At 34.2% G+C, this 25,897-nt stretch carries 26 protein-coding genes and 3 tRNA genes; 15 read left to right on the plus strand and 14 right to left on the minus strand.

The genetic code is table 11. The features are described 5' to 3' along the window. The first annotated feature begins 116 nt into the window (after positions 1-116). The gene (locus tag BBI01_RS04630; protein ID WP_065393522.1) at positions 117-704 is read left to right on the plus strand and encodes a Crp/Fnr family transcriptional regulator; all 588 of its coding nucleotides are present in this window, start codon (positions 117-119) and stop codon (positions 702-704) included. Between the two features lie 54 nt (positions 705-758). Next, positions 759-1,454: an MBL fold metallo-hydrolase gene (locus BBI01_RS04635; RefSeq protein ID WP_065393523.1), complete on the plus strand. Its 696-nt coding sequence runs from the start codon at positions 759-761 to the stop codon at positions 1,452-1,454. Between the two features lie 92 nt (positions 1,455-1,546). Here the strand turns inward: BBI01_RS04635 and BBI01_RS04640 are convergent, their stop codons facing one another. The 5 genes from BBI01_RS04640 to BBI01_RS04660 form a co-directional block, all read right to left on the minus strand. Further along, positions 1,547-1,819, minus strand: coding sequence for a GIY-YIG nuclease family protein (locus BBI01_RS04640; RefSeq protein WP_065393524.1), 273 nt, complete (start codon positions 1,817-1,819; stop codon positions 1,547-1,549). Positions 1,820-1,905: 86 nt separating this feature from the next. Next, positions 1,906-2,178 carry a GIY-YIG nuclease family protein gene (locus BBI01_RS04645; RefSeq protein ID WP_065393525.1) on the minus strand — a complete coding sequence of 91 codons (273 nt, stop codon included), beginning with the start codon at positions 2,176-2,178 and terminating at the stop codon, positions 1,906-1,908. Positions 2,179-2,228: 50 nt separating this feature from the next. Continuing rightward, positions 2,229-2,302 (minus strand) — tRNA-Arg (locus BBI01_RS04650). A gap of 42 nt (positions 2,303-2,344) precedes the next feature. Further along, positions 2,345-2,419 (minus strand) — tRNA-Pro (locus tag BBI01_RS04655). A gap of 14 nt (positions 2,420-2,433) precedes the next feature. Beyond that, positions 2,434-2,518, minus strand: a tRNA-Ser gene (locus BBI01_RS04660). A 135-nt stretch (positions 2,519-2,653) separates the two neighbouring features. Between BBI01_RS04660 and BBI01_RS04665 the strand changes: the two genes are divergently transcribed. The 4 genes from BBI01_RS04665 to BBI01_RS04680 all read left to right on the plus strand — a co-directional run bounded on the left by BBI01_RS04665 (position 2,654) and on the right by BBI01_RS04680 (position 7,258). Then, the gene (locus BBI01_RS04665) at positions 2,654-3,679 is read left to right on the plus strand and encodes an N-acetylmuramoyl-L-alanine amidase (protein WP_065393526.1); all 1,026 of its coding nucleotides are present in this window, start codon (positions 2,654-2,656) and stop codon (positions 3,677-3,679) included. Positions 3,680-3,752: 73 nt separating this feature from the next. Continuing rightward, positions 3,753-5,153 carry an aspartate ammonia-lyase gene (gene aspA, locus BBI01_RS04670; protein ID WP_065393527.1) on the plus strand — a complete coding sequence of 467 codons (1,401 nt, stop codon included), beginning with the start codon at positions 3,753-3,755 and terminating at the stop codon, positions 5,151-5,153. Positions 5,154-5,222: 69 nt separating this feature from the next. Further along, positions 5,223-6,077, plus strand: coding sequence for a glycosyltransferase family 2 protein (locus tag BBI01_RS04675; protein ID WP_065393528.1), 855 nt, complete (start codon positions 5,223-5,225; stop codon positions 6,075-6,077). Between the two features lie 140 nt (positions 6,078-6,217). Continuing rightward, entirely contained in the window at positions 6,218-7,258 is a 1,041-nt protein-coding gene (locus BBI01_RS04680; RefSeq protein WP_065393529.1) for a hypothetical protein, read from the plus strand. Here BBI01_RS04680 and BBI01_RS04685 read toward each other — a convergent pair. The 3 genes from BBI01_RS04685 to BBI01_RS04695 all read right to left on the minus strand — a co-directional run bounded on the left by BBI01_RS04685 (position 7,251) and on the right by BBI01_RS04695 (position 10,435). After that, positions 7,251-8,729, minus strand: a complete 1,479-nt coding sequence (locus BBI01_RS04685; RefSeq protein ID WP_065393530.1) for a lipopolysaccharide biosynthesis protein — start codon at positions 8,727-8,729, stop codon at positions 7,251-7,253. The genes BBI01_RS04680 and BBI01_RS04685 overlap by 8 nt on opposite strands. A 9-nt stretch (positions 8,730-8,738) precedes the next feature. Further along, complete coding sequence (locus BBI01_RS04690) at positions 8,739-9,533, minus strand: FkbM family methyltransferase (protein ID WP_065393531.1); 795 nt, start codon at positions 9,531-9,533, stop codon at positions 8,739-8,741. A gap of 233 nt (positions 9,534-9,766) precedes the next feature. Further along, positions 9,767-10,435, minus strand: a complete 669-nt coding sequence (locus tag BBI01_RS04695) for a DUF2461 domain-containing protein (RefSeq protein ID WP_065393532.1) — start codon at positions 10,433-10,435, stop codon at positions 9,767-9,769. 349 nt (positions 10,436-10,784) lie between these two features. Here BBI01_RS04695 and BBI01_RS04700 point away from each other — a divergent pair, with 349 nt between their 5' ends. The 8 genes from BBI01_RS04700 to BBI01_RS04735 all read left to right on the plus strand — a co-directional run bounded on the left by BBI01_RS04700 (position 10,785) and on the right by BBI01_RS04735 (position 18,908). Beyond that, positions 10,785-12,479 carry a DEAD/DEAH box helicase gene (locus BBI01_RS04700; RefSeq protein ID WP_065393533.1) on the plus strand — a complete coding sequence of 565 codons (1,695 nt, stop codon included), beginning with the start codon at positions 10,785-10,787 and terminating at the stop codon, positions 12,477-12,479. Between the two features lie 153 nt (positions 12,480-12,632). Next, complete coding sequence (locus tag BBI01_RS04705; protein ID WP_065393534.1) at positions 12,633-13,271, plus strand: DUF47 domain-containing protein; 639 nt, start codon at positions 12,633-12,635, stop codon at positions 13,269-13,271. A 23-nt stretch (positions 13,272-13,294) separates the two neighbouring features. After that, entirely contained in the window at positions 13,295-14,437 is a 1,143-nt protein-coding gene (locus BBI01_RS04710) for an inorganic phosphate transporter (RefSeq protein WP_065393535.1), read from the plus strand. Positions 14,438-14,540: 103 nt separating this feature from the next. Then, complete coding sequence (locus tag BBI01_RS04715; protein ID WP_065393536.1) at positions 14,541-15,512, plus strand: polyprenyl synthetase family protein; 972 nt, start codon at positions 14,541-14,543, stop codon at positions 15,510-15,512. 74 nt (positions 15,513-15,586) lie between these two features. Then, positions 15,587-16,543: a GSCFA domain-containing protein gene (locus BBI01_RS04720; RefSeq protein WP_065393537.1), complete on the plus strand. Its 957-nt coding sequence runs from the start codon at positions 15,587-15,589 to the stop codon at positions 16,541-16,543. Further along, positions 16,540-17,067, plus strand: coding sequence for a DUF4269 domain-containing protein (locus tag BBI01_RS04725; RefSeq protein WP_065393538.1), 528 nt, complete (start codon positions 16,540-16,542; stop codon positions 17,065-17,067). The genes BBI01_RS04720 and BBI01_RS04725 overlap by 4 nt, the downstream gene beginning before the upstream one ends. Positions 17,068-17,070: 3 nt before the next feature. Next, positions 17,071-17,835 (plus strand): TatD family hydrolase, encoded by a 765-nt coding sequence (locus BBI01_RS04730; RefSeq protein WP_065393539.1) that lies wholly within the window; start codon positions 17,071-17,073, stop codon positions 17,833-17,835. An 8-nt stretch (positions 17,836-17,843) separates the two neighbouring features. After that, positions 17,844-18,908 (plus strand): acyltransferase family protein, encoded by a 1,065-nt coding sequence (locus BBI01_RS04735; protein ID WP_065393540.1) that lies wholly within the window; start codon positions 17,844-17,846, stop codon positions 18,906-18,908. Between the two features lie 7 nt (positions 18,909-18,915). Here BBI01_RS04735 and BBI01_RS04740 read toward each other — a convergent pair whose 3' ends face one another. The 4 genes from BBI01_RS04740 to BBI01_RS04755 all read right to left on the minus strand — a co-directional run bounded on the left by BBI01_RS04740 (position 18,916) and on the right by BBI01_RS04755 (position 22,791). Beyond that, on the minus strand, positions 18,916-20,229 hold the full coding sequence (locus tag BBI01_RS04740) for a DEAD/DEAH box helicase (RefSeq protein WP_065393541.1): 1,314 nt from the start codon (positions 20,227-20,229) through the stop codon (positions 18,916-18,918). Positions 20,230-20,453: 224 nt separating this feature from the next. Then, entirely contained in the window at positions 20,454-21,437 is a 984-nt protein-coding gene (gene obgE, locus BBI01_RS04745) for a GTPase ObgE (RefSeq protein ID WP_065393542.1), read from the minus strand. A 64-nt stretch (positions 21,438-21,501) separates the two neighbouring features. Continuing rightward, positions 21,502-22,080 (minus strand): adenylate kinase, encoded by a 579-nt coding sequence (locus tag BBI01_RS04750; RefSeq protein WP_065393543.1) that lies wholly within the window; start codon positions 22,078-22,080, stop codon positions 21,502-21,504. Between the two features lie 156 nt (positions 22,081-22,236). Beyond that, positions 22,237-22,791, minus strand: coding sequence for a phosphoribosyltransferase (locus tag BBI01_RS04755; RefSeq protein WP_065393544.1), 555 nt, complete (start codon positions 22,789-22,791; stop codon positions 22,237-22,239). Positions 22,792-22,986: 195 nt separating this feature from the next. Here BBI01_RS04755 and BBI01_RS04760 point away from each other — a divergent pair, with 195 nt between their 5' ends. After that, a complete protein-coding gene (locus BBI01_RS04760) occupies positions 22,987-24,576 on the plus strand; it encodes an ABC-F family ATP-binding cassette domain-containing protein (protein WP_065393545.1) in 1,590 nt (529 codons plus the stop codon). A 449-nt stretch (positions 24,577-25,025) separates the two neighbouring features. On the opposite strand, the gene BBI01_RS04765 is transcribed toward BBI01_RS04760, so the two are convergent. Then, positions 25,026-25,544 carry a hypothetical protein gene (locus tag BBI01_RS04765; protein WP_065393546.1) on the minus strand — a complete coding sequence of 173 codons (519 nt, stop codon included), beginning with the start codon at positions 25,542-25,544 and terminating at the stop codon, positions 25,026-25,028. Positions 25,545-25,549: 5 nt separating this feature from the next. Further along, complete coding sequence (locus tag BBI01_RS04770) at positions 25,550-25,819, minus strand: zinc ribbon domain-containing protein (RefSeq protein WP_065393547.1); 270 nt, start codon at positions 25,817-25,819, stop codon at positions 25,550-25,552. Positions 25,820-25,897: the final 78 nt, after the last annotated feature.

The raw sequence follows: 25,897 nt of genomic DNA on the forward strand, positions 1-25,897 counted from the left end.
AAAAGTTGTATCTGCATCTTTTTTTTGATCTATAATAATTGCTAGATTTGGATAATGGATCTGATGTATGATTCATAGATAATTAAACAGAAATAAGAGAATGAAAAGATTGTAAAATGACCGACATATTTGAAAATTACCTTTCCTCAACAGGAGGATTGTCAGCTGAGGAAATCAACTTTTCTACGCAATTTTTCAACCCCATTCACTTAAAGAAAGGTGATTTTTTTGTTCGTGAGAACGAGCCATGTTGTCATATTGGATTTATCGCTTGTGGTGCTGTAAAAGCATATGCTATCGATAAAGAAGGAAGGGAAAATGTAACCTGCTTTAAGTTTGAAAATGAATTTGCTGCTTCTTTTTTGGAGTTTGTGACGCAGGAGAAATCCAAGAGAAGTATAAGAGCTATAGAAGATTGTTTAATTTATAGGATAAGCTATTCGGATTATATTCATCTGCTTGGTCAGGTTACTGCATTGAATGAAGTTATAAAATCAGTGATGGAACAGGAATATAGTCAAAAAGAACTGTATTTATTGAATTACAATAATAGATCAGCTGTAGATAAGTATCTTCATGTTCTGTCTAATGAACAAAAGCTTGTACAGCGTGTAACAACACAGGATTTGGCATCTTATCTAGGGATTACGCAGCGATCACTTACCAGGGCGAAAGGACAAATACATAAGTCTAATATATTATAGGACAAATGTCCTTATGAAGCACTGATCAGTACTATAGATTTGCATAAAAAAATTATGCTACATCAAATTGCTTCCGAAGTGTTCCAGATTTCCTTAATGCCACGAAACAGCATCAATTGTTATATTATTGAAGGTGTATTGGTAGATTCAGGGATACGGAGTTCATATTCCATTGTAAAGAAAGCTCTCCAAAAGCTTCCTGTTTATCAACATATACTTACACACGCACATGCGGATCATCAGGGGTGTAGTGATAAGATATGTGATGAGTTTAAGATACCTTTGCTTTGTCATCCTGATGAGGTTTATAGAACTGAAACAGGTTTTGTAACGAATGATTATCCAACACCTCAGCATTGGGTGGCAAAACTTCAACAAAAATTTTGGGCTGGTCAGGGACATAAAGTAGAACGGACAATCGTTGAGAATGACAGTATTGGTAACTTTCGGGTAATAGAGACGCCTGGGCATTCGAAAGGACATATTTCTTTATTTCGTGAGCGGGATGGTTTATTGATCATCGGAGATGTGGCAACAAATATGAATCTGCTTACAACAGCAACTGGTTTGCGACTTCCACCAAATATTTTCACCTCGGATCAGCAACGCAATATCAAATCGCTCCAGAAGTTAGCAAAACTGAACCCTGCCATGATCTGCTTTGGTCATGGACCTATTATGCGAAATACAGATCATAAGTTTGAACAATTTGTGGCTAAATGCAGCTCAGTTATTTCTAAAAAAATGTAGTAATGATATAAATATATAAAACAAAAAACCTCATCATAATAATGATGAGGTTTATGTGAGCGCGAAAGGATTCGAACCTTTGACCGTCCCGATTATAAATCGGGATGCTCTATCTGATCAGAGCTATTGATGAGTTTTTGTATTTTAAGTTTGCTTTTCCAAGCTTTTATTTCTCTTTCCCTTTTGTATGCATTGTTTTTTGAATCGAATTTTTCATAGTAAATAATGATCCAGTTTTTAGTTTTTGCAGTAAAGCCTTTATGGTTCGAAAGATGTTTTCTAAGTCTTTCTTGTAGATCTTCACAAGAATGTCCGATATAGTATTTGTCTAAAGACTCAGAATAAAGAATGTAACAATAACACATGCAACTAATATAAAACAAAAAACCTCATCATAAAAATGATGAGGTTTATGTGAGCGCGAAAGGATTCGAACCTTTGACCGTCCCGATTATAAATCGGGATGCTCTATCTGATCAGAGCTATTAATGAGTTTTTGTATTTTAAGTTTACTTTTCCAATCTTTTATTTCTTTTTCCCTTTTGTATGCATTGTTTTTTGAATCGAATGTTTCATGGTGAATAATGATCCAGTCTTTAGTTCTTGCAGTAAAGCCTTTATGGTTCGAAAGATGTTTTCTAAGTCTTTCTTGTAGATCCTCACAAGAATGTCCGATATAGTATTTGTCTAAAGACTCAGAATAAAGAATGTAACAATAACACATGCAACTAATATAAAACAAAAAACCTCATCATAAAAATGATGAGGTTTATGTGAGCGCGAAAGGATTCGAACCTTTGACCGTCTGCTTAGAAGGCAGATGCTCTATCCAGCTGAGCTACGCACCCTTAGAAGTTGATTCTCGCTTAGTAATAAGCGCATTAAAAAAGTCGGGGCGGCAGGATTCGAACCTGCGACCTCCTGGTCCCAAACCAGGCGCGATGACCGGACTACGCTACGCCCCGAATATATAAGAGAGCGGAGGGTAAGGGATTCGAACCCTTGCGACACTTTCGCGTCGACAGTTTAGCAAACTGCTCCGTTAACCACTCCGGCAACCCTCCTTTTTGTTTATTTTTTAATGATCGTTGTTCCGTTATTGCGAGTGCAAATATAGAACAGATTTCTTTATTTACCAAATAAAATTCAAGAAATTTTTGTGTATTTTTGAAGTAATAATTTGATAAAAAACCAAACTGATGCGTAAGACATTATATATCATCGGATTAAGCACTTTAGTTTTTTCATGTGCTTCTCAGAAAAATGTTAAAAAAAATACTTACCAGCCGAAAACTCCCGTAGTACAGCCAAAAACAGTAGTTAAGACACAAACTCAAGAAGTTCAAAAACCAAAAGTTGTGAGCGATCATGGAGTAGATTTTTTTACTACTAATATAGCGGACCCAACAAAAAATGATAATACGGCTAGTTATGGCTCTATCGTATCCGCAAAACCAGCTGGGTATAAAGTTGTGAAAACTTATTTTCCTGCCATGGCGCAGAATTTCAGACAACGTTATCTGATATTACATTATACAGTACTTCCGGATGACAAGTCTATTACTGTTCTTACCCAGCCGGGAGTAAGTGCTCATTATCTGGTAAACAATACCGGAGATAACGAAATCTATCAACTGGTAGATGAAAACAAGAGAGCATATCACGCCGGAGTAAGTGCATGGAAAGCAGATAAGAATATCAATGATACTTCTATAGGCATTGAGATTGTAAACCCTGGTTTTACAACTGATGCTACAGGAAAAAGAGTTTTTGTTCCTTTCAGTGATGCACAGATAAGAAAAGTAGCAGCACTGGCAAAAGATATTGTGACTAGGTATCAGATTCCTGCAACCAATGTATTGGGGCACGCAGATATTGCTCCTACAAGAAAACAAGATCCGGGACCAATGTTTCCATGGAAAAAGCTATACGATGAATATCAAATAGGAATGTGGTATGATGAAGGACTGAAATCAAACTACCAGGAAATTGCACAAGCTGATTTTGCTACTAAATACATTGATCCTACATTCATTTTTTCTATTCAGACAGCTTTGCAGAAATTTGGATATGGAATAGAGCTGAGCGGAAAATGGGATGATGCTACTAAGAAGACGATTGAAGCCTTCCAGTATCATTTCCGTCCCCAGAATTTTGACGGAATTATGGATGCAGAAACCTACGCAATATTACAAGCTTTGAATGTAAAATATTCAATAAAATAAATTTGAGTTAAAACGCATCTGTTAGATGCGTTTTTGCTATCTTTAAACGATCAAAAACAGTAAAATATCTGTAATGGAAAATTTCAGAAAAGAGAGTGATCTATTGGGTGAATTGAATGTGCCTTTAGACGCTTATTATGGAGTGCAGACACAAAGAGCTATCAACAACTTCAAAATTTCGGGACAACTTTTGTCTTCATATCCGGATTTTATTAAAGGATTGGCTTTTGTAAAAAAAGCTGCAGCAAAAACGAATTATGAATTAGGTCTTCTTGATGAAAACCTATATTTCAAAATAGCAGAAGCTTGTGATGAGATTGTAGCAGGAAAATATCACGAACAGTTTCCGGTAGATATGATCCAGGGTGGAGCAGGGACTTCAATCAATATGAATGCGAATGAAGTAATTGCGAATGTTGTATTGGAAAAATTAGGTAAAAACAAAGGCGAATATGAATTTTGTTCACCTAATGACCATATTAACCTGTCTCAGTCAACTAACGATGCATATCCTACAGGGATTAAAATGGGGTTGCTACACATGAATATCGGGTTGGTAGAAAAACTTGAGAAAATCATTGCTGCTTTCCGTGCAAAAGGACAGGACTTCCATGATGTGATCAAAATGGGACGTACGCAGCTTCAGGATGCTGTTCCTATGACATTAGGTCAGGAATTTGAAGCATTTGCAGCAACATTGGAAGAGGATATCTCAAAGCTTAATAACAACGCAAGTCTTTTCGTAGAAGTAAATATGGGAGCTACAGCTATCGGAACAGGATTGAATGCTCCGGTAGGATATGCTACACTTTGTGCTAAAAATCTAGCTCAGATTACAGGTTTCCCAATTATTTCAGCACCGGATTTAGTAGAAGCCACACCAGATACAGGTTCTTATGTAATCTATTCATCAGCCATGAAGCGTCTTGCTGTGAAACTATCAAAAATCTGTAATGATTTAAGATTACTTTCATCAGGACCTAGAGCAGGACTTTTCGAAATCAATCTTCCTCCAATGCAGCCAGGATCATCCATTATGCCGGGTAAAGTAAACCCTGTTATTCCTGAAGTGGTAAATCAGGTTTGCTACAAGGTAATTGGAAATGATCTTACAGTAACATTTGCCGCAGAAGCTGGACAATTGCAACTTAACGTAATGGAACCGGTACTTTCACATGCGATCATGGAAAATATCAACTTCCTTTGCAATGCATTGGATACACTTCACGATAAATGTGTGGTAGGTATTACTGCTAACAAAGAAGTATGTCTGAACATGGTAAAACACAGCATCGGTATTGTAACAGCACTTAATCCTTATATTGGCTACAAACAATCTACAGAGATTGCAAAAGAAGCTTTAGAGACAGGAAAAAGCGTTTATAACCTTGTGTTGGAAAAAGGAATTCTTTCTCAGGAAAAACTGGATGAAATCCTTGATCCGAAAAACATGCTGAAGCCACACAACAAATAAAATAAAACAATATATGACAAGTGGTGGATTCATCACTTGTCATGTATTACTCAACTTATAAAATATTCCGTGAGGTTTTTAATCATTATTCCTGCCCACAACGAAGAGCAGAACCTCTCATTCACTCTGGATTCCCTACAGCAGCAAAGCAGTAAGGATTTTAAAGTAGTAGTCGTTAATGACGGCTCCACAGACAGTACGCCTGAAGTCATCAGGAAATATACAGAGAATGATTCCCGTTTTGAAACTGTTAATCTTGAAAAATCAGAACATCAACCGGGTTCTAAAGTTGTTCATGCCTTTAAAAATGGTTTACAGAAACAATCCTTAGACGAATTTGATATTATTTGTAAATTTGATGCAGATATTATTCTTCCCGAAAATTATCTTGAAACCGTAGAAAATGCTTTTATCAATAATTCAGAATACGGATTGGTAGGAGGGTTATTATATGTAGAAAAAGACGAAAGTTGGGTATATGAAGGGAATTCCAATAAGCATCATGTACGAGGTCCTATGAAGGCATATCGAAAAGAGTGCTTCGTTCAGATGGGTGGTTTAAGAGAAACTTTAGGTTGGGATAATATAGATTCCATACTGCTTGAACATCTAGGTTGGAAAGAAGTCGTTTTACCAGAGCTTCATGTGAAGTTGATTAAAGTAAAAGGAGCCGATTATACTATAAGACCAGCAGATTATTATGGACGTTACTTCTATTTCCTTGGATTAAAAAGATTTCTTGCTTATATAGCCTCCTCAAAAGAAGCAATGAAAAGTAAATCTCTGGCATTCTTCTTTGATATTATTAAAGCTTATGAAGCTTGTAAGTCAAAAAAATTGGAATTAAAAATAACAAAAGAAGAACAGAAAGCCGTTAATGATCAGCGTTGGAAGATGCTCAAAAAGAAATGGCTGAAAATGTAAATAAAGAATGATAAAGTTGAAAATGGTAATCATTTTGAGATGTTTATCATCACATTCAATAGAAGCGGACTTTAGTCTGTTTAATAAAAAATAAAACAACTGGCTTTAGCCAAAACTTAGAAAATAATTCCAATTCATCAGTGAAAAAAATAGCTTACATTGAAATAGATACTCATGCAGAAATAGCACAAGCCTTCATGGATATCATGCAGGGAGCAGAAGATTTTAAAGTAGATTATTATTTTTCAAAAAAGATCAAAGATCAGATCAATGAAGCTGATGCAGAGGTTTTTCTGTCGGACAGTTCTATGATTTTAGATCAGTTAAAAAACAGGCAGTACGATTTGGTGATCATTGGCACTGTTCATCGTTTTTTCAATACATTTTTAGCAATAACAAACAAATACAATACAGCAATTATTGCCCACAACCTTAATTTTACGAAAGCTTCAAGGGTTGAATTAATAAAAAGCGTATTTAAAGGAGATATCATCTACAGAATGAAACTTTGGTGGAAGGAAGGATTACTTTATGCAACTAAAGTATATCAGAATTCCAAATCTTTAGTGGTATTGGATGAAGAATTGATGTCCCAAAGGCATCAGTTTTTGCCTCTGTTTTATACAAGGAATTTTGAGAGAATTCAGAATGAGAGTCAGATTATTGTAATTCCGGGAGGTGTTTCCCAGAAAAGAAGGGATTACCATCATATTTTTAAAACTATCCAGAATTTAAAATCAGATAAGAAATACGAATTTGTATTTCTTGGGAAGGCAACCGGTCATGAATTGAAGCAACTTGAAAAACTATCATCAGATTTACCACAAAATATTTCTGTTACCCATTTTTCCGAAAGAGTTTCTGCTGGCGATTTTGAGAAATGGATGCAAAAAGCCGATCTTCTTTGGTGTCCTATTCAGCAGGAAACAGAATTTTTCAGCATTAAAGAAATCTATGGGAAAACGAAAATGACAGGAAACCTAGGAGATTCCATTGCCTATGGAAAATTAGCTGTTTTTCCCGAAAATTACTCGTCAAAATTGAATTTCATTCTACCTGAAAAACATAACATCTTTGAACAGTTGAATGAATTTCAAAATACTCATTTTGATTTCCAGACAAGTTACAGCAAAAAAGAAGTTCAGAAGAAGCTGGAAGAGCTTTTATATAAGCTTATTTAAACTTAAAAATACTCTTGATAAATTTCACATTCAGATAATCTTCCAATGGGAATATTTTTGTGAAATAATTTCCAATATAGATTAACGCTAAAACTACAGTTGGTTTATACATCAGATTTACAAAGCTGCTGTCAAAATTAGGAAGGACGATTGCTACGGTAATTGCCAACGTACAAATGATTGAAACAAAGATCATCTCAATAGATAAAGGCGAAACTTTGAAAACGATATAATTAAAGGCAATCTTGATAATATTATAAATCGTAAGAGAAATAGCTGTAGATAAGGCAATTCCAATAAGTTTCAGATCCGTGTTTTTAATGAAATAATAATTCAGCCCAATAGTTAATCCAGCTAATAAAAGCATTACGATAATATTGAATCTGTAATACTTCGAAAGAGAAATAATATTTCCGTTAAACCCTGTTGCAAGATCAACTAATACTGCGGATCCCCAGATCCAGACTACAGGCTCATATTCTCTAAGCATCGTTCCATTATTAGGCATAAGCTTCGTCAGATAAGGAAAGCCAACCATAATACACGAGAATAAAACAGCTCCAAGAAAGTAAAGCGATAAAGAAGTTTTTTTATGAAATCTGTCTAGTTCTACCATATCTCCGTCAGCCAGAGTCTTGTTGATGATAGGAGCAGAGATATTAAATAATCCCAGTTGAGGAATTGAAATCAAAGAAATCAAAGCATAAAGAACAGAGTAAATTCCAACTTCTTCCATTCCCATAAACTCTCCGATCATAAAATTATTGATCGCCAGATAGTTTCCGAAAGTTCCTAGAAAACCAAAAAAACTGTAATTGAAAAACTCTTTCCAGAAATTATTCTTTTTAAAATAATCTGTATTGAAATCCAATTGAATTTTTTCCAGCTTGTTGGTGTAGTAAATATATCCGAAAAGCATTAACGCAAAAATTCCAAAAAAGAAAGCGAATGCAATATTCTGAGATAGAGCAAAATAATAAAACAGGCAAAAAGCTCCCAGATTTGCAATCTTAGGAAGAAGATTATCAAAAATATTAGAGACAACAATTCTCTTATAATTGGAAGTGTATTTATTGAAAATTGCACACAGCGAAAGAAGTAAAATCAAAGGAAGAATCATCTCTTTGCTTTTCCAGGCTTCCAGGTGTCTGAATTTAGGATAAACATACGGCAGTATGAAAAATACTATAGAAAAAATAAAGAAATTAATAAAAATAGCAAGTAATGACAGGGACAACATGTTCTGTTTCTTGCCATCTTTTTCCACAGTATGAAAAAACTTTACATTAGCATAAGATATTCCTAAAACCACAAAAGGAACCAACATTTCAGCAGTAGGAAGGATATAGCGGAGTTTTCCGTAAAATTCAAAATCATTTGGAAAAATGAATATTGCAGAAACTGTGCCCAGCAAAAAACCAATATAGCCAATAATGGAATATTTGAAGCCTTGTCTCGCTACTACACTCATAAAGTTGTTTTAAGGGTTTTTAGGTATAAAAATAATATTGTTGATGTACTGAGTTTTATTTTTTTCGTCGCTTATATTTTGTAATAAAATCTCTTCTGTAAGAATTTCCAGGGTAAAGCTATTCCTGTTCAGGTACTTTGCTTCATATCCCCAGCTTTTAACTTCAGAGATTTCGTTCCATATCGGTGTTTGGTGGTGTCTTTGTTCCATCTCAACCATTAAGGTCGGAAGAAACTGTTTGATGGTTTCCTTAGCTCCTAAAAGAGTTTTTATTTCGTTCCCTTCAACGTCTATCTTAATGAAATCCAGTCTATTAAAGTGTTCTAAAGCCGCCCATTCATCCAGTTTGATAACTTTTACTTTCTCGGTGTAGCTTTTTTCTTCACCTTTTTCTTTGTAAGATGTATTTAAGGTTCCCCGGGAAGCAATTGTTTTCCCATTAATAATAGGAACTTTAAACTCCGCCACTGTATTTTCATCAGAAAGTGCCAAAGGAAGTACCCTCATGGTAGGGAAGAGTCTTTTTAATCTTCGGTAAAGCTTTTTATTAGGTTCAAAAGCATAAATATGCTCATGATTCAGTTTGTTTTCCAACTGATATAAAAATGTACCTACATTGGCGCCAATATCCAGAATTACAGCATTTTTGGGAAGGTATTCTTTGATCCATACCAGTTCCGGTTCTACATTGCGTTCCGAAAAATTATCTTTATTAAGATTTTTTAAACTCTTAAAATATCTTTTTTTATAAAAATTCGGACTTATATATTGTAGTTTTTCTGCAATTTTTTGGTATAAAGACATTATTGACTTTTTGACGAACAGCAAAGATAAGCAAAAATGTAAAACTTATCTTAAAAAATGTTAAATATAATATATTGAAAATCAGTCTATAGTATTTGTTGCTGATTTCTGGAAGAATATTATTCTTTGTTATTTGTAAAGAATCATTGAATATTATTACTTTCAAATAAAGGATGAAAAATAGGCAGGATTATTTGCGGTAATCCGTTAATATTTTGTAAAATACATGATTTTTAATCTGCGAAAGGAGTGTTCAGGAAATCATTGAAAGGTTTCATGAATTTAAAGATTTTACCCATATTTTTCACTGCATTCTGATCTAAAACTTCTTGATCTGTTAGTTGATAGACTACTATAAAGTTTTTAAGTTTCAGATATTCTGCCATGGGATCTTCTTTTTCAAAACCTTGGGGTACTTTTTTCAATTTATCTTCCTGGTCAAGCTCCGGAAAATGCTTTTTAAAGTCTTTGTTGTTTAAAATTTTAAGAAAATCAGCCCCGTACAAGGAAATTTCTTTTCGTACTTCTTTCAATACCGAAGATTCAGGCATGTAAATTCCACCAGCCAGAAATGATTTTCCAGGTTCCATATGAAGATAGTAGCCTCCTTTCTGATTTCCTTTTCCCATTCCCAGAGAAGCTCCAAAGTTGGTTTTGTATGGAGATTTGTCCTTTGAGAAACGGGTGTCACGATAGATTCTGAATAATGATTTTTTACTGTCGATTTTAGCAAGCTCTTCATCAAAACCGGACATTTCTCTAATAAGCTCATCTATAAACTGAATAACATTTCCCTGTGATTCAGTGTACAGGTGCTTGTTTTCATTAAACCATTCGCGGTTATTATTTTTATTCAATTTCTTTAGAAAATCAAAGGTCTTGGGAGAAATATTGGCTGACATATGATGTAGGTGTTTTAATTGCGGAATGGTTTGTTGATTGAACCCAAATATTGAAAGTAGACAAAACCACCTCCAAATTTACGCAATAAATAAGAAATTTTGAAAGAAAAAAAACGGATTTTATGATTTTGTTTGAAAACTCATAAATAATACATAAATAATCAATCCAATTTAATAAAAAAAACTATTGTTTGATAAGTCGTTAATATAAGATGTGTTTTTTTAAATTTAATTTTCGAAAAAATTAAAATACATTAAAGGATTCTGAATTTAAGTTTACATATTTAATACTTTATTCAAAAACAAATCAAATATTTATTGTATCTTTGCAAAAATTTTAAAATAGTTAATGAATTTATTTACGGAAACCAATTTAAGTCCTGATATTCTTAAGGCAATTGGCGAACTGGGTTACGAAAGCCCAACAGAAATCCAAAAACAGACTATCCCTTTTATTCTTTCAGATATTCGCGACTTGATCGCACTTGCGCAGACAGGGACAGGCAAAACAGCAGCGTTTTCGCTTCCGATTTTGGATATGATTGACGATACGAGTCGCAAAATCCAATTATTGGTGCTTTGTCCGACACGGGAATTATGTCTTCAGATTTCTAAAGACATAAAGAATTACTCTAAATACATGGACATCAAAACTACTGCGGTTTATGGTGGAAGTAGCATTGTAGAGCAAATGAGATCTTTAAAAGAGAAACCACAGATTATTGTGGGAACTCCAGGTAGAGTGATCGACCTTATCAACAGAAAAGCGTTAGATTTTTCTGCTATTCATTGGTTAGTATTAGACGAAGCTGATGAAATGCTTTCAATGGGATTCAAAGACGAATTGGAAACCATTCTAAGCGAAACTCCGGAAACTAAACAAACTTTCTTATTCTCGGCTACGATGAATAAAGAAGTGGAAAGAATTTCCAAAAATTACCTTACAAAACCACACCGTATTTCAGTAGGTTCTATCAACGAAGTGAAGAAGAACATTACGCACGAATATTATGTGGTAGGGTACCGTCAGAAAAAAGAAGCATTAAAAAGATTAATTGATGCTAACCCGAATCAGTATTCCATCATTTTCTGTAGAACAAGAATGGAAACTCAGGAGGTTGCAGATTTCTTAATGCAAAACGGTTATGCAGCTGACGCTCTTCACGGAGACCTTTCGCAGGCACAAAGAGATACGGTAATGAAGAAATTCAGATTGAAAAACATCGATATTCTTGTAGCTACAGACGTTGCAGCAAGAGGATTAGATGTAAACTCTCTGACTCACGTTATTCACTTCTCTTTACCTGATGATCCTGAAGTATTCGTTCACAGAAGTGGAAGAACAGGTAGAGCAGGAAAAGATGGTATTTCTATGGCTTTAATTAAGCCTGAAGAAAGCAGAAAACTGAAGCAAATCAAATCTGCTACTAAAATTGAAATTAACGAAAGATTTATTCCTACAGGAGATCAGATTATCAAAGCTCAGGTAGGTGGTGTTTTCGAAAAATTATTTACGGAGCACGAAGATCTTTTCGAATTTGATGATAGCTTAATCCCAGATCTAAGCAACTTTACAAAAGAAGAATTGGTACACCAGTTGTTACAGTTCCAATTGAAAGATCTTGCTTTATATTACAAAGACAAACACGATCTTGCTGAGCAGAAACTAAGCAGCAGAGATGATGATTACTCAAGAAGAGACCGTGGACGTGATAGAGATAGAGACAGAGGTCGCGACAGAGACAGAGATCGTGGTAGAGACAGAGATCGTGGTGGGAAGCCAAGAAGAAAAGATGAAAACATGGTTAGATTCTTCTTCAACTTGGGTAAAAAAGACCACTTGAAAAAGCTTGATGTATTAGATATTATCAATAAGGCTACAGCTGGTGGAAAGACCAAGAAAAGAGCTGAAATCGGAGATATCGAAATTCTGGAGAAATTCTCTTTCTTCGAAGTTGAGAAATCATTCAAAGATAATGTTTTAAGTAACATTCAATCGATGAAATTCAAAGGAAAGGACATGAGAGCTGAAGTAGCTAATTAAGTCACTTTTTTATACCATACAAAACCGGCAGTAATGTCGGTTTTTTTATTTGATTATCAGTAGATAAGCGAATGTTAACAAAACTTAATGTCATATAGTTTCATGGGCAATCCTTTTTTAAGAAATTTGCACACGAATTATAAATACTAAAAAATGGGAATTGGTAATATTTTCCACGCTTTTCAACCAAAAGATAAAATCTTCTTTGTACTTTTTGAAAAGGTAACTGAAAACCTAGTTGCAATGTCTGAAGAATTCAACGCAGGAATTAAAGATTTCGATCTTAATGACGATTCAATGTTGAAAAAAATGAGTGATTTCGAGCATAAAAATGACGAGCTTACTCATGAGATCTTCGTAGAACTGGGAAAAAACTTCATCACTCCTTTTGACCGTGAAGATATTCACACATTAGCAACCGGATTGGATGATATCGCAGATTATATCTACGCTTCTACAAAATATATCTTCCTATACAAATCTCCGGAGATGAAAGCTTATTCAGATTTCTCTCTATTGATTCACAAAGCATGTCTTGAAATTCAGAATGCAATGAAAAACCTTAAAGGATTCAAGAACATGGAACAGGTGAAAGAAGCTTGTATTAAAGTAAACTCTATTGAAAATATTGCAGATGACCTGCTTTCTAATTCAATGGTTGAGTTATTTGAAACTAACGATGCTATCAACATCATTAAGGTTTCATCTGTATTGAACTATCTTGAAATCGTAACTGATAAAGCAGAAGATGTTGCCAATACAATTGAGAACATCATGATTAAATACGCCTAAAAGATAACAATACATAGCAAAAAATGGAATTTCCGATTTTACTTGTAGTTATTATTGCGTTGGCGTTGATCTTTGATTATATCAATGGTTTTCATGATGCTGCCAACTCGATTGCAACTATCGTATCTACAAAAGTTTTAACTCCATTCCAGGCTGTACTTTGGGCAGCACTTTGGAATTTTGCGGCTTTCTTTATTGCTGCTTATATTATTGGAGAATTCAAAATTGGTAATACAATTGCCAAAACAGTTAATGAGAATTTTATCACACTCGAAGTTATATTTTCCGGTCTTGTGGCAGCTATTGCCTGGAACCTTTTAACATGGTGGTTCGGAATCCCTTCCTCTTCATCACACACGTTGATCGGTGGTTTCTTAGGAGCAGCTCTTATGCATGCCTTTATGATGGATTATCATGATGTGGCAGCAGCTCAGCCAGGATTAGGTTTCTGGGATACAGCGAAAGAAGCTTTAAGCCAGGTAACTCATCAGAGTGTTGTAAAGTTTGATAAAGTAATTCCTATCTTCCTGTTCATTTTCATGGCTCCGATTATAGGGATGATTATCTCAATCATTATCACGTTGATTATTGTTCACCTTTATAAAAAATCAAACCCTCACAAGGCAGATAAATCTTTCAAAAGATTACAGTTGGCTTCATCAGCATTGTTCAGTTTAGGACACGGCTTGAATGATGCTCAGAAAGTAATGGGGATCATTGGTGCTGCGGTAATTTATTATCACGTTAATATGCTTCAGGATGTACAGTATCTGGAAATTCCTTCTGCAGAGCGTTTTGATTATTTTGCACAGCATTATATCTGGGTTCCTTTGGTTTCATTTATCGCAATTGCTTTAGGAACAATGAGTGGTGGTTGGAAGATCATTAAAACAATGGGAACAAAGATCACTAAGGTAACTTCATTAGAAGGTGTAAGTGCAGAAACTGCAGGAGCAATTACCTTATTTATTACAGACCACTTCGGTATTCCTGTATCTACAACACACACCATTACAGGTTCTATCATCGGGGTAGGTTTAACGAAAAGAATTTCAGCAGTAAGATGGGGTATTACAGTAAGCTTACTTTGGGCTTGGGTATTAACTATTCCTATTTCAGCTCTTGTAGCAGGAATCACATATCTTATTGTAACTTTCCTTTCCTAAGATAAAAAATCACAATTATCATATAAACTTTGTCCGTTTGGGCAAAGTTTTTTGTTTTATAAAGCCCCGAAAAATCGTATTTTTGTTCAAATTATAAGATTTTATGGAATTTTTAGACAGATACCAACAGATTGTTGCTGATGCCATTAATAAGTACACTTTTAAAGATAAACCTACGGAGTTATATGATCCGATGAATTATATAATTTCCCATGGTGGAAAACGTCTTCGTCCCATTATGGTTCTGATGGCTTGTGATCTTTTCGGTGGAGATCTTAAACAGGCTATAAAGCCGGCTCTGGCAATTGAGTTTTTCCATAATTTCACCCTGATCCATGATGATATTATGGATGAAGCTCCTTTAAGAAGAAATAAACCTACTATTCATACTTTACACGGTATTAATGTTGGAATACTTTCAGGAGACGGATTAATGCTTAAAGCGTACAAGTTTTTTGAAGATCTTGAACCTGAAATTTTCAAAGCTTGTATCAGAATTTTTACTCACACAGGACTTCTTTTATGCGAAGGGCAACAGTATGATATTAATTTTGAAACTCAGGAGAATGTGACTTTTGATGACTATATCAGAATGATCACTTATAAAACCGGAGTATTAAGTGCTTCTTCTTTTGAGATCGGAGCATTGATTGCAAGAGCAGACTTTAAAGATGCAAAAGCAATTTTCAACTTTGGAAAACACATCGGAATTGCATTCCAGATTATGGATGATTATCTTGATGTATTCGGAGATCAGGCTCAGTTTGGGAAAAAACATGCTGGAGATATTTATGAAAACAAGAAGACGGTTCTTTATTTGTTAGCAAGAGAACACGCTACAGATGAAGAAAGAAAAGAGCTTGACTACTGGTATTCTAAAAAGACAGATAATGTAGATAAAATCTACGGTGTTGAAAAGATCTTCAGAAGAACAAAAGTAGATGAGAAAGCACTTCGTCTGATCGAAAAACATAACGAAATCGGTCAGAGCTATCTTCAGAAAATTGATATTCCAGACGAAAAGAAAAAGCCATTCATTGAACTGGCGAATTATTTGTTAAGAAGGGAAAGCTAAATAAGGTTACAGGTAATAGGACGTAGGTAACAGAATTGCCTGCAACCTATTACCTGCTACCTAATATCTATATAATGAAGTTCAGAACAGAAGTAAATATTCCAAAATCAGAGAAGAAAATTGAAATTGAAGATAGAATATTTTCAATTGGATCTTGCTTTGCCTCTGAAATGACTGAATTACTGAAAGATGGGCAACTTCAGACCTTAAACAATCCTTTTGGGACAATTTTCAACCCTTTTTCTATTAACAATGCTATAAAAAGGCTACACGATTCTTCGTTTTATATAGAAGATGAATTGATTATTTACAATGAAGAATACATTTCATTAGATCATCATACGAGCTTTGATACGAGATATATTCATCAAACGCTGGATAAGATCAATACCGCTATTGAAGAAGGAAATGCTTTTCTTCAGGAAGCAGATTGGATTATTATTACCTATGGTTCTTCATTTATCTATGAATTTACTCCCAAGAATAAACTCGTTGCGAACTGTCATAAAATTCCACAGAAGTTTTTCGAAAAACGATTACTTTCCCACCAAGAATTAACGGGTTCTATTTATAATACAATTCTTGAACTTAAAGATATCTGTAAAGAAGGTGTACAAATTTTGTTTTCAGTTTCTCCGGTAAGACATACCAAGGATGGAATGGTGGAAAATCAGTTGAGTAAATCCAAATTAATTACAGCAATACATGAGTCAATATCCATGTTTGAAGATTGTCATTACTTGCCGGTTTATGAGATTTTAATGGATGATTTGAGAGACTATCGTTTTTATAAAGAAGATATGATTCATCCAAGTACTCAGGCTGTCAATTATATATTTGATAAGTTTGGAGATTCTTATTTTTCAGAAGAAACTCAAAATTTTATTAAAGATAATTTTAAGATCATCAAAGCATTGGAGCATAAAACAAACGATGTGAAAGATCCGAAGTTCATTGAATTTAGAGAGAAACTAGATCAAAGAATTGAAAGCCAGCGAAAAAAAGTAAAACATACAATATTTCCAAAATGATTGATTTTACCCGAATTGATTATCTTAAAACAGGAAATGAAAGACAGAAAAGAGCCTACGAGGTTTTGACAAAATACAAAGTCTTAGAAAAATTAAAACCATATTCACCCATTTTAGCAGGAACTATTCCTATTGAAATTGATGTTGAAGGAAGTGATCTTGATATTATTTGTGAAGTTGATCTAAGGTTTGAAGAAGATTTCTTGGATGATATAGCACTCTTTAGATTGATACCGGAGGATATAGAGGTTCAAGTAGAAAATATTGTTGTAAACGGAGAAAATAGCATCACTCTGAATTTTGTGCTGGAAGATTTTCCGATTGAAATTTTCGGACAGAATAAGCCCACTACTCAGCAGAATGCTTATCTTCATATGATTGCTGAACATAAAATATTACAGGAAAAAGGAGACGAATTTAAACATAAAATAATAGAACTTAAAAAGCAGGGAATTAAAACTGAACCGGCATTTGGAATGCTGATGAACTTTGAAAACCCTTACGAAGATCTGTTAAAATTATAGAAAATGATTGATACACATACCCATTTATACGCAGAAGAATTTGATGAAGACAGAAGCGAAGCCATTCAAAGAGCTTTAGACAAAGGAATTTCAGAATTTTATCTTCCCGCGATTGATTCAGAATCTCATGTAAAAATGTTGAACTTGGAAACAGAATATCCGGGACAGATTTTTTCAATGATGGGGCTTCATCCTTGCTATGTAAAACCTGAATCCTGGGAAAATGAATTAGAAATTGTAAAGAATTATCTTGACGACAGACATTTTCCAGCAATAGGAGAGATCGGAATTGATCTGTATTGGGATAAAACAACACTAGATATTCAGGTAAAAGCTTTTGAACAGCAGATTGATTGGGCAATTGAAAAAGACCTTCCGATTGTGATCCATACGAGAGAAAGCTTTGAGGAAACATTTGAAGTTCTGGAAAGAAAAAAACATCCAAAATTAAGAGGAATTTTTCATTGTTTTTCAGGAAATCTTGAGCAGGCTCAGCATGCTATTGATCTTAATTTTATTCTAGGAATCGGAGGAGTAGTAACCTTTAAAAATGGGAAAATTGATCAGTTTTTAAAAGAAGTTCCGCTAGATAAAATAGTATTGGAAACCGATTCTCCTTACCTTGCTCCGGTTCCCTACAGGGGAAAAAGAAACGAAAGTTCTTACCTGGATCTTGTAGCCGGAAAGCTGGTAGATATCTATGGAAAAGATTTTACGGAGATCGATAGAATTACTACGGAGAATGCAAAGAAACTTTTTGTTGTCTAACAAATAATATGAAAAGGCTGCCTAATATTACTTCACTGAGGTTTTTCCTTGCTTTACTGGTTGTAATTTTTCATATTCCACAGTTCTTTGACAATAGAGGTTTACCTACTTTTTATGAGTTACCTCTGTTTGATAAAGGACGTGAAGCCGTATATATGTTTTTTTCTTTAAGCGGATTTCTTATTATAAGACAGTTGTTTGAAGAGAAAATGATCACAGGTAAAATAAATTTAAGGAATTTTTATATAAGAAGAATCCTCAGAATTTTTCCATTGTATTATCTGGTAGCCATTATAGGATTACTATACTATAATGTCATTCTTCCGAAAATGGGGTTTGATTTTACAAGTAACTACAATCTATGGGAAGGAATTGCTCTTCTCTTTACTTTCTTCCCTAATATTCTTTCTGCTTCTGAGCCGGGAGGAATTCTTGAAATACTTTGGTCTATAGGAATAGAGGAACAGTTTTACCTTCTGATTGCTCCACTTATTTTGTTTATTTCTTTAAAAAATATCAAAGCATTCTTACTTATTTTTACCATTCTATTTATAGGGATATATCATATGCCCGGTTTTGAATTTTTAGATGAATATAGAATGATGTTCTTCTATTTTTCGTTTGCCGGATGGTGTTCTTTACTAAAGTTTAAACCCAATAAATATTTAGGGATTCTTCAGATTGTAAGTGGTACACTATTGTTGGTTTATTTTACAACAAACCTTTTTATCAGTAATATGTCTGAATTTCAATATAGAGTATTCAGTACAATCTTATTCGGTTTTTTCCTTATTTTCTTTACGCAAAAAAAGATCAGTTTTTTTGAAAATAAAAAACTGATCTATCTTGGAAAAATTTCTTACGGAATATATATGTATCATACCATTGTAATGCAGCCCGTAGGGTTTATCTTACTTAAACTAGTGGCTAAATACAATATAAATGACTATATAGTCATTGTTTCAAGTTATCTTGCAATCCCACTGATCACAATATTTGTGGCTCATTTCTCATATCAATATTATGAAAAAAGGTTTCTTAATTTGAAACGTAGATACAGAAATATATCTTAATAAAATTTTATTTTTTTCTTGTGAAATTCTTATTCTTAGGTTTCTTAAACCCGGTAGAAGGAGTTTCAGTAGGTTTTGGCTTCTTTTTGTTTCTGTTATTGTTAGGTCTAGAGTTATTACTAGGTCTTTGTGATCTTTCACCACCTGCAGCAACAGGCTTATTATTAGAATCTCTTTTTTGTGCAACCAAATCATCCGTATGGAAAGGGTGGTTCTTAATAACAGGGATTTTCTTTCCGATAAGCTTTTCCGTATTCTTTAAATTTAAAAGATCAAGCCCGTCTACAAAAGAGATTGAAGTACCTTCTGCACCCGCTCTTCCTGTTCTTCCGATTCTGTGTACATAAGTTTCTGAAACATCAGACAATTCAAAATTGATAACGAACTTTAATTCATCAATATCAATTCCTCTCGCTGCAATGTCTGTAGCTACCAGAACCCTTGTTTTTCCTGATTTAAAATTATTCAGAGCATTCTGTCTTGCATTCTGAGATTTATTACCGTGAATTGCTTCTGCTGAGATCTCATCTTTTTGAAGTTTTCTGGCAATCTTATCTGCCCCATGTTTGGTTCTTGCAAATACCAATACCGATTCTGAAATATCATTTTTCAGAATGTGAGATAACAAATTCAGTTTATTTTCCTTTTCTACAAAATAAACGGATTGTTTGATCGTATCAGCAGTAGAAGAAACTGGAGTAACTTCTACCTTTACCGGATTATTTAGTATAGAATTGGCAAGCTTCTGAATCTCCCCGGGCATAGTTGCAGAGAAGAATAAAGTCTGTCTTTTCTGTGGTAAAAGTTTAATGATTCTTTTTACATCATGTACAAATCCCATATCAAGCATTCTGTCAGCCTCATCAAGAACAAATATTTCAAGATTTTTTAAGCTGATGATTCCTTGAGCAATGAAATCAAGCAGTCTTCCCGGTGTAGCTACCAGAATATCAACTCCTTTTTTCAAAGCAGCTTCCTGATTCCCTTGTTTTACCCCACCAAAGATCACAAGTTCTTTTAATGGAAGATATTTACCATAAGCATGAATATTTTCCTCAATCTGGATTGCCAACTCTCTCGTTGGTGTAAGAATTAAGGCTTTAATATTCTTATTTGGAATTTTATTTTTAGATAGATTTTGTAAAATTGGAATGGCAAATGCCGCAGTTTTCCCTGTCCCTGTCTGTGCGCAGCCTAAAAAATCTCTGCCATTTAATATTTCAGGAATTGATCTTTCCTGAATGGGGGTTGGAGCTGTATATCCCTGTTCCTGGATTGCCTTAGCAATAGGTTCTATTAAGTTTAAGTCTGTAAAATTCAAATGAATTATTTTAAAATTTAAATAAAAATTCCTTCGGTTTGAAAGAATTACATTCTGCAAAGGTAGGTTAAAATTTTAAGAGTTGTATTTCAAGGTTATATAACCTTTGCTTTACATCTATTTAGAAGGAATTATTGAAAATAGATGTTTAATTTATATATAACAAAAAAATAAAGAGAAGCAATAAAGCCTCTCTTATTTTGTATTTTATAACTTGAATCAAATTATCCGTGTAATTGTTTCCAGATAGCATCCTTCAATTCCACAAGCCCTTCACCTGTTACACCAGAGAAGAATAATGGCTGTTTGTTTTCAGGGAACTCTGCTGCAATTTCTTTTCTCAGTTCATCATCCAAAAGATCAGATTTTGAAACGGAAATAATGAAATCTTTATCCAAAAGTTCAGGATTGTATTCCTTTAATTCATTTTCAAGAATCTTAAATTCCTGGAAGTGATCTTCAGAATCTGCCGGAATTAAGAATAGCAGGATTGAGTTTCTTTCAATATGTCTAAGGAATCTGTGCCCTAATCCTTTTCCTTCCGCTGCTCCTTCAATAATTCCCGGGATATCAGCCATTACAAATGATTTGTAATTTCTATAATCCACGATCCCTAGGTTAGGAGTTAACGTGGTAAAGGCATAGTTTGCAATTTTAGGTTTTGCAGCAGAAACAGAAGCCAAAAGTGTAGATTTTCCGGCATTCGGAAATCCAACCAATCCTACATCGGCTAAAATTTTAAGCTCGAAGACGATATAGCCTTCCTGACCGTCCATTCCTGGTTGAGCATATCTTGGAGTCTGATTGGTAGAAGATTTGAAGAATTCGTTTCCTCTTCCTCCTTTTCCACCTTCCATCAAAATGATTTCCTGTTTATCTTCAAGAATCTCGCCGATAATTTCTCCTTCTTCATTTTTAGCGATAGTTCCGATGGGAACATCAATATAAATATCAGAACCATCAGCACCGGTAAGCTGGTTTTTTGCTCCGTTTTCACCACGTTCAGCTTTTATGTGACGGGTATAACGAAGCGGAAGTAAAGTCCATTCCTGAGAATTTCCTCTCATGATAACGTGACCTCCACGGCCTCCGTCACCACCATCGGGACCTCCTTTAGGAATATACTTTTCACGGCGAAGGTGTGCAGATCCAGCACCTCCGTGTCCGCTTTTACAATGGATCTTTACGTAATCTACAAAGTTAGACATATAGTATTTGTTACGAGTTGCGAGTTACGGGACGAAAATACGAATCCCGTATCCCGAATCTCGATTATTTAATTTTCTCTACTTCAGCAAAAAGTTTCTCGGAAATTTCGTTAATTTCTCCTACACCGTTTACTTCAACATATTTACCTTGTTGCTTGTAAAGTTCGGCTACTTCTGCTGTTTTAGTATAATATTCTTTAATTCTGTTTTCGATGATCTCTACATTGCTGTCGTCTGATCTACCGCTGGTTTCACCTCTTTTTAAAAGTCTTTCAACCAAAATTTTATCTTCAACAATTAATGAAAGACAGATGTCGATCTCGTCATTCAATTCTTCTTTAACGATTTTTTCCAAAGCTTCTGTCTGAGCAGTAGTTCTTGGATAACCATCAAAAATAAAACCGTTAGTATCGGTAGGTTTTCTGATCTCATCAATCAGCATATCTGTTGTTACCTGATCCGGAACCAATTCTCCCTTATCGATGTAAGACTTAGCTAATTTTCCAAGTTCAGTGTCATTTTTCATGTTATATCTGAAAAGATCACCTGTTGAAACCTGCTTTAAGTTGAATTTTTCGATTAGATTCTGAGCTTGTGTTCCTTTTCCACTTCCTGGAGGGCCGAACAGAACAATGTTTATCATAATGTTGATTCGCTTCCGGCAATTGACATTTTGCTCTCAGCTCTTGGCTTTGGGCGACTTGCTTTTTGCTTTTAGCTTTATTTAGTTAATATTTTACTTTTATTTCAATTTAATATTTAAAGCTAATAGCCAGAAGCTAGAAGCTAATAGCCATTTTTAATGGTTGATTTGTCCGTCTGCTAATTGGTATAAATTAGGTAGATTTCTTCCCAATTCATCATAATCCAAGCCGTAACCCAGTACAAATTTGTTTGGAATTTCTTTTCCGATATAATCCAATTTAAAGTCTTTCTTGTAAATCTCAGGTTTCAATAAGAAACTTGCTAATTTTACAGACTTAGGACGCTGCGTTTCCTTAAAATACTTGAAAAGACTCTCCACTGTATTTCCTGTATCTACGATATCTTCCACAAGAATGATGTGACGGTCTTTTACATCCTTAGTAAGCTCCATTTTCTGATAAACAATCCCTGTAGATTCAGTTCCTACATAAGAGCTCATTTGAATGAAGGCAATCTCGCATTCACCCGGATAATATTTCAAAAGATCTGAGAAGAACATGATCACCCCATTTAATACGCCGATGAAAACAGGAACTTCATCCTTGTAGTCTTCATAAATTCTTAACGCTGTCTCTTTTACAATTTCCTGAATTTCGGCTTCCTCTAAATAAGGGACGAAAGTTTTGTCGTGAACTTTAATACTTTCCATAAAATTTTTAGTAGGAGGCAAAGTTACGGAATTTTGATTTTTCAATAAAATCTTTTTGTGTTTAATCCGGGATTTGTGCTATCTTTGTTCTTTCAAAACCCAAAAATACAGACATGTAGGATATAATTTCTTTCAGATTTATTAAAGCAGTAGCGAACGAGTTACTGGTGTTTAACCATTATTAAGAAAGAAATCATGATTTTACTTCAAAATATGTCCTTTGGGTTTCCGGGAGGAGATCTGCTATTTAATCATATCAATTTAACGATACAATCTTATACAAAATCAGCGCTTGTGGGAAGCAATGGTATGGGAAAATCTACTTTGCTGAAGATCATCGCCAATGAATTACAACCTGTAGAAGGAAGCATAAATATTCGGGGAGATATTTTTTATGTTCCTCAAATGTTTGGAAATTTTAATCATTTAACCATAGCTGAATGTCTTAAAATAGATCAAAAGCTTGATGCTCTTGAAAAAATTACAAATGGCGAGACTGATGAAAAATACTTTGAAATTTTAAATGACGATTGGGAAATTGAAGAACGTTGTCAAAATGCACTGAAATACTGGAATCTTCAGAATTTTAATTTAAACCAAAAACTGGAAAGTTTAAGTGGTGGGCAAAAGACAAAGGTTTTTCTTGCCGGAATTCAGATTAATCAACCAGAAATTATCGTTCTGGATGAACCAACGAATCATCTTGATCTGGAAGGACGAAAGCGTCTTTATGAACTTATTGAGAAAACAAGTGCAACAATCCTGATTGTAAGTCATGATAGAATGTTGCTGAACCTGATTGATACCATTTTTGAATTGAGTAATCAGGGAATTACTACGTACGGCGGTAATTTTGATTTTTATACAGAGCAAAAAGAAATTGAAGAAGGAGCATTACAAAATGATATTCACGCTAAAGAAAGAGCTCTGAAAAAAGCAAAAGAAAAAGAAAGAGAAACGCTTGAACGTAAACAAAAGCTTGATGCGAAAGGAAAACAAAAGCAGGAAAAATCTGGTGTAGCAAGAATTATGATGAATACCATGAAAAATAATGCTGAGAAAAATACCTCAAAACTGAAAAGTGTACATGCTGAAAAGATTAGTGATATTTCTGGAGATTTAAGAGAGTTGCGTTCTTCACTGAGAAATTATGATCAGATGAAAGTTGATTTCAATGATTCAAATCTGCATTCCGGAAAAGTTTTGCTGTCTGGAGAAAATATTAATTTTAAATATGGAGATGAAAAGCTGTGGAAAGAAAATCTTGATCTGGAAATCCGTAGTGGAAACAGAATTTCTATTAAAGGTTCAAACGGATCAGGGAAAACAACATTGATGCAGCTTTTGTTGGGGAAAATAAAACCATTTGAAGGAAATATCAACAGGACAGATTTTAATAGCATTTATATTGATCAGGAATATTCTTTAATTGATCATGAAGCTGCTGTTTATGATTTTGCCCAGACTTTTAATGATAATGCTACGCAGGAATCTGAGATCAAAACATTATTGTCCCGATTTCTATTCGGAAAAGATACATGGGATAAAAAATGTGGTTTTTTGAGTGGTGGAGAACGTTTAAGACTTCTTTTATGTGGGTTATCCATAAGTAATAAAGCTCCGGATATGATTATTCTTGATGAACCAACAAATAACCTTGATTTGCAGAATATTGAAATCCTGACTGATTCTATTAAAGATTATCATGGAACACTTCTGGTAATCTCACACGATGAAGTTTTTCTGAATGAAATTGGAATTGATAGGGAAGTGGTGTTGAAGTGATTTTTTCTTGTAGATCACGCAGATTTCGCTGATGCTTATGTATTATTTTAATCTGTATTTGCAAAATTCATGAGAGATTATTTTGTTTTCAAAGGAGTCAATTGAATAGTAATATTTTTTCTCGCAGATCACGCAGATTTCGCTGATGTTTGTATATTATTTAAATCTGCATGATTTGCAAAATCTACGAGATATTATTTTGTTTTCAAAGGAGTCAATTGAATAATAATATTTTTTCTCGCAGATCACGCAGGTTTCGCTGATGTTTGTATATTATTTAAATCTGCATGATTTGCAAAATCTACGAGATATTATTTTGTTTTCAATATATTCAATTCAATAGGAACGGGCTTTAGCCTGTTTATTTTAAATAACAAAATCCCATTGGCTTTAGCCTAAACCTAAAAAATAAAACCCCGGAAATGACTTCCGGGGTTTTATTTCTAAAATTATTTCTTCGTTTTTTTGATTGCATCAAGGTAAATCTTCTTAATACTATTCTTTTCCTCTTTTTCACTAAGATCTTCAAGTGTAGGAAGTAAGGTTGTATTGTGTGATGTTTTCAGCTTAAGAATTTCTCCTAATGCAAAAGCAGCACTCCAGCGTACAACAGTTCCTTCATGATCTGTATTGGCTAAAAGATTACTGATAGCTTTATCCAGATTTTCTGTGAATAAATGTGCTGTATTGCCAATTACTTTAGCACTTTCCCATTTTATTCTTGGCGCTTTTTCAGTAAGAGTATTCGTTACAAATCCAAATACTGTTTCATCAGCAAGATTTGGATTCTGTTTTGTGGCGTATTCTATCGCTTCTATGCAGGTGCCTTTTACAGGGTCTTTTGCTTTTTCCGCGAAGGCAATCAGTTCGTCAGTAGGAAGGGACGTGTCAATAATCCATTTACTTACGATTTCCGTTTTTTCCTTTGCTTTTGTTGCCTTGTCTTTAAAAAGTTCTTCTATGGTCATGGTGATTAATTTTGATTTTTCCAGCGTTCTAATTTAGGAATTCCGTTTGAAAATAAACTTGCTAAAAAACCAGGGAAGCCCATTTCCTTCATTTTATGTTTTACAAATTCCTGCATTTCCTTTGCTGTGATATCAGTTTGTCTGAATTGCCCTTTTTCATAGCAATAATCACAATATATGGTACTGATTGATCCGTCGGCATTCGTTCCGCCTCCATTAGGTGATTTTTTCAGAGGCATTCCGCAGCTCTGGCAATTTTTGTATACTTTATCCATGTTGTATTATATTTTGGACAAAAGTAAATAGGGCGACTGTCAACCTTATGTCAGTCCGTTTTTTTTAATTTAAAAATA

The sequence above is a fragment of the Chryseobacterium artocarpi genome, assembly GCF_001684975.1.
Classification (GTDB): Bacteria; Bacteroidota; Bacteroidia; order Flavobacteriales; family Weeksellaceae; genus Chryseobacterium; species Chryseobacterium artocarpi.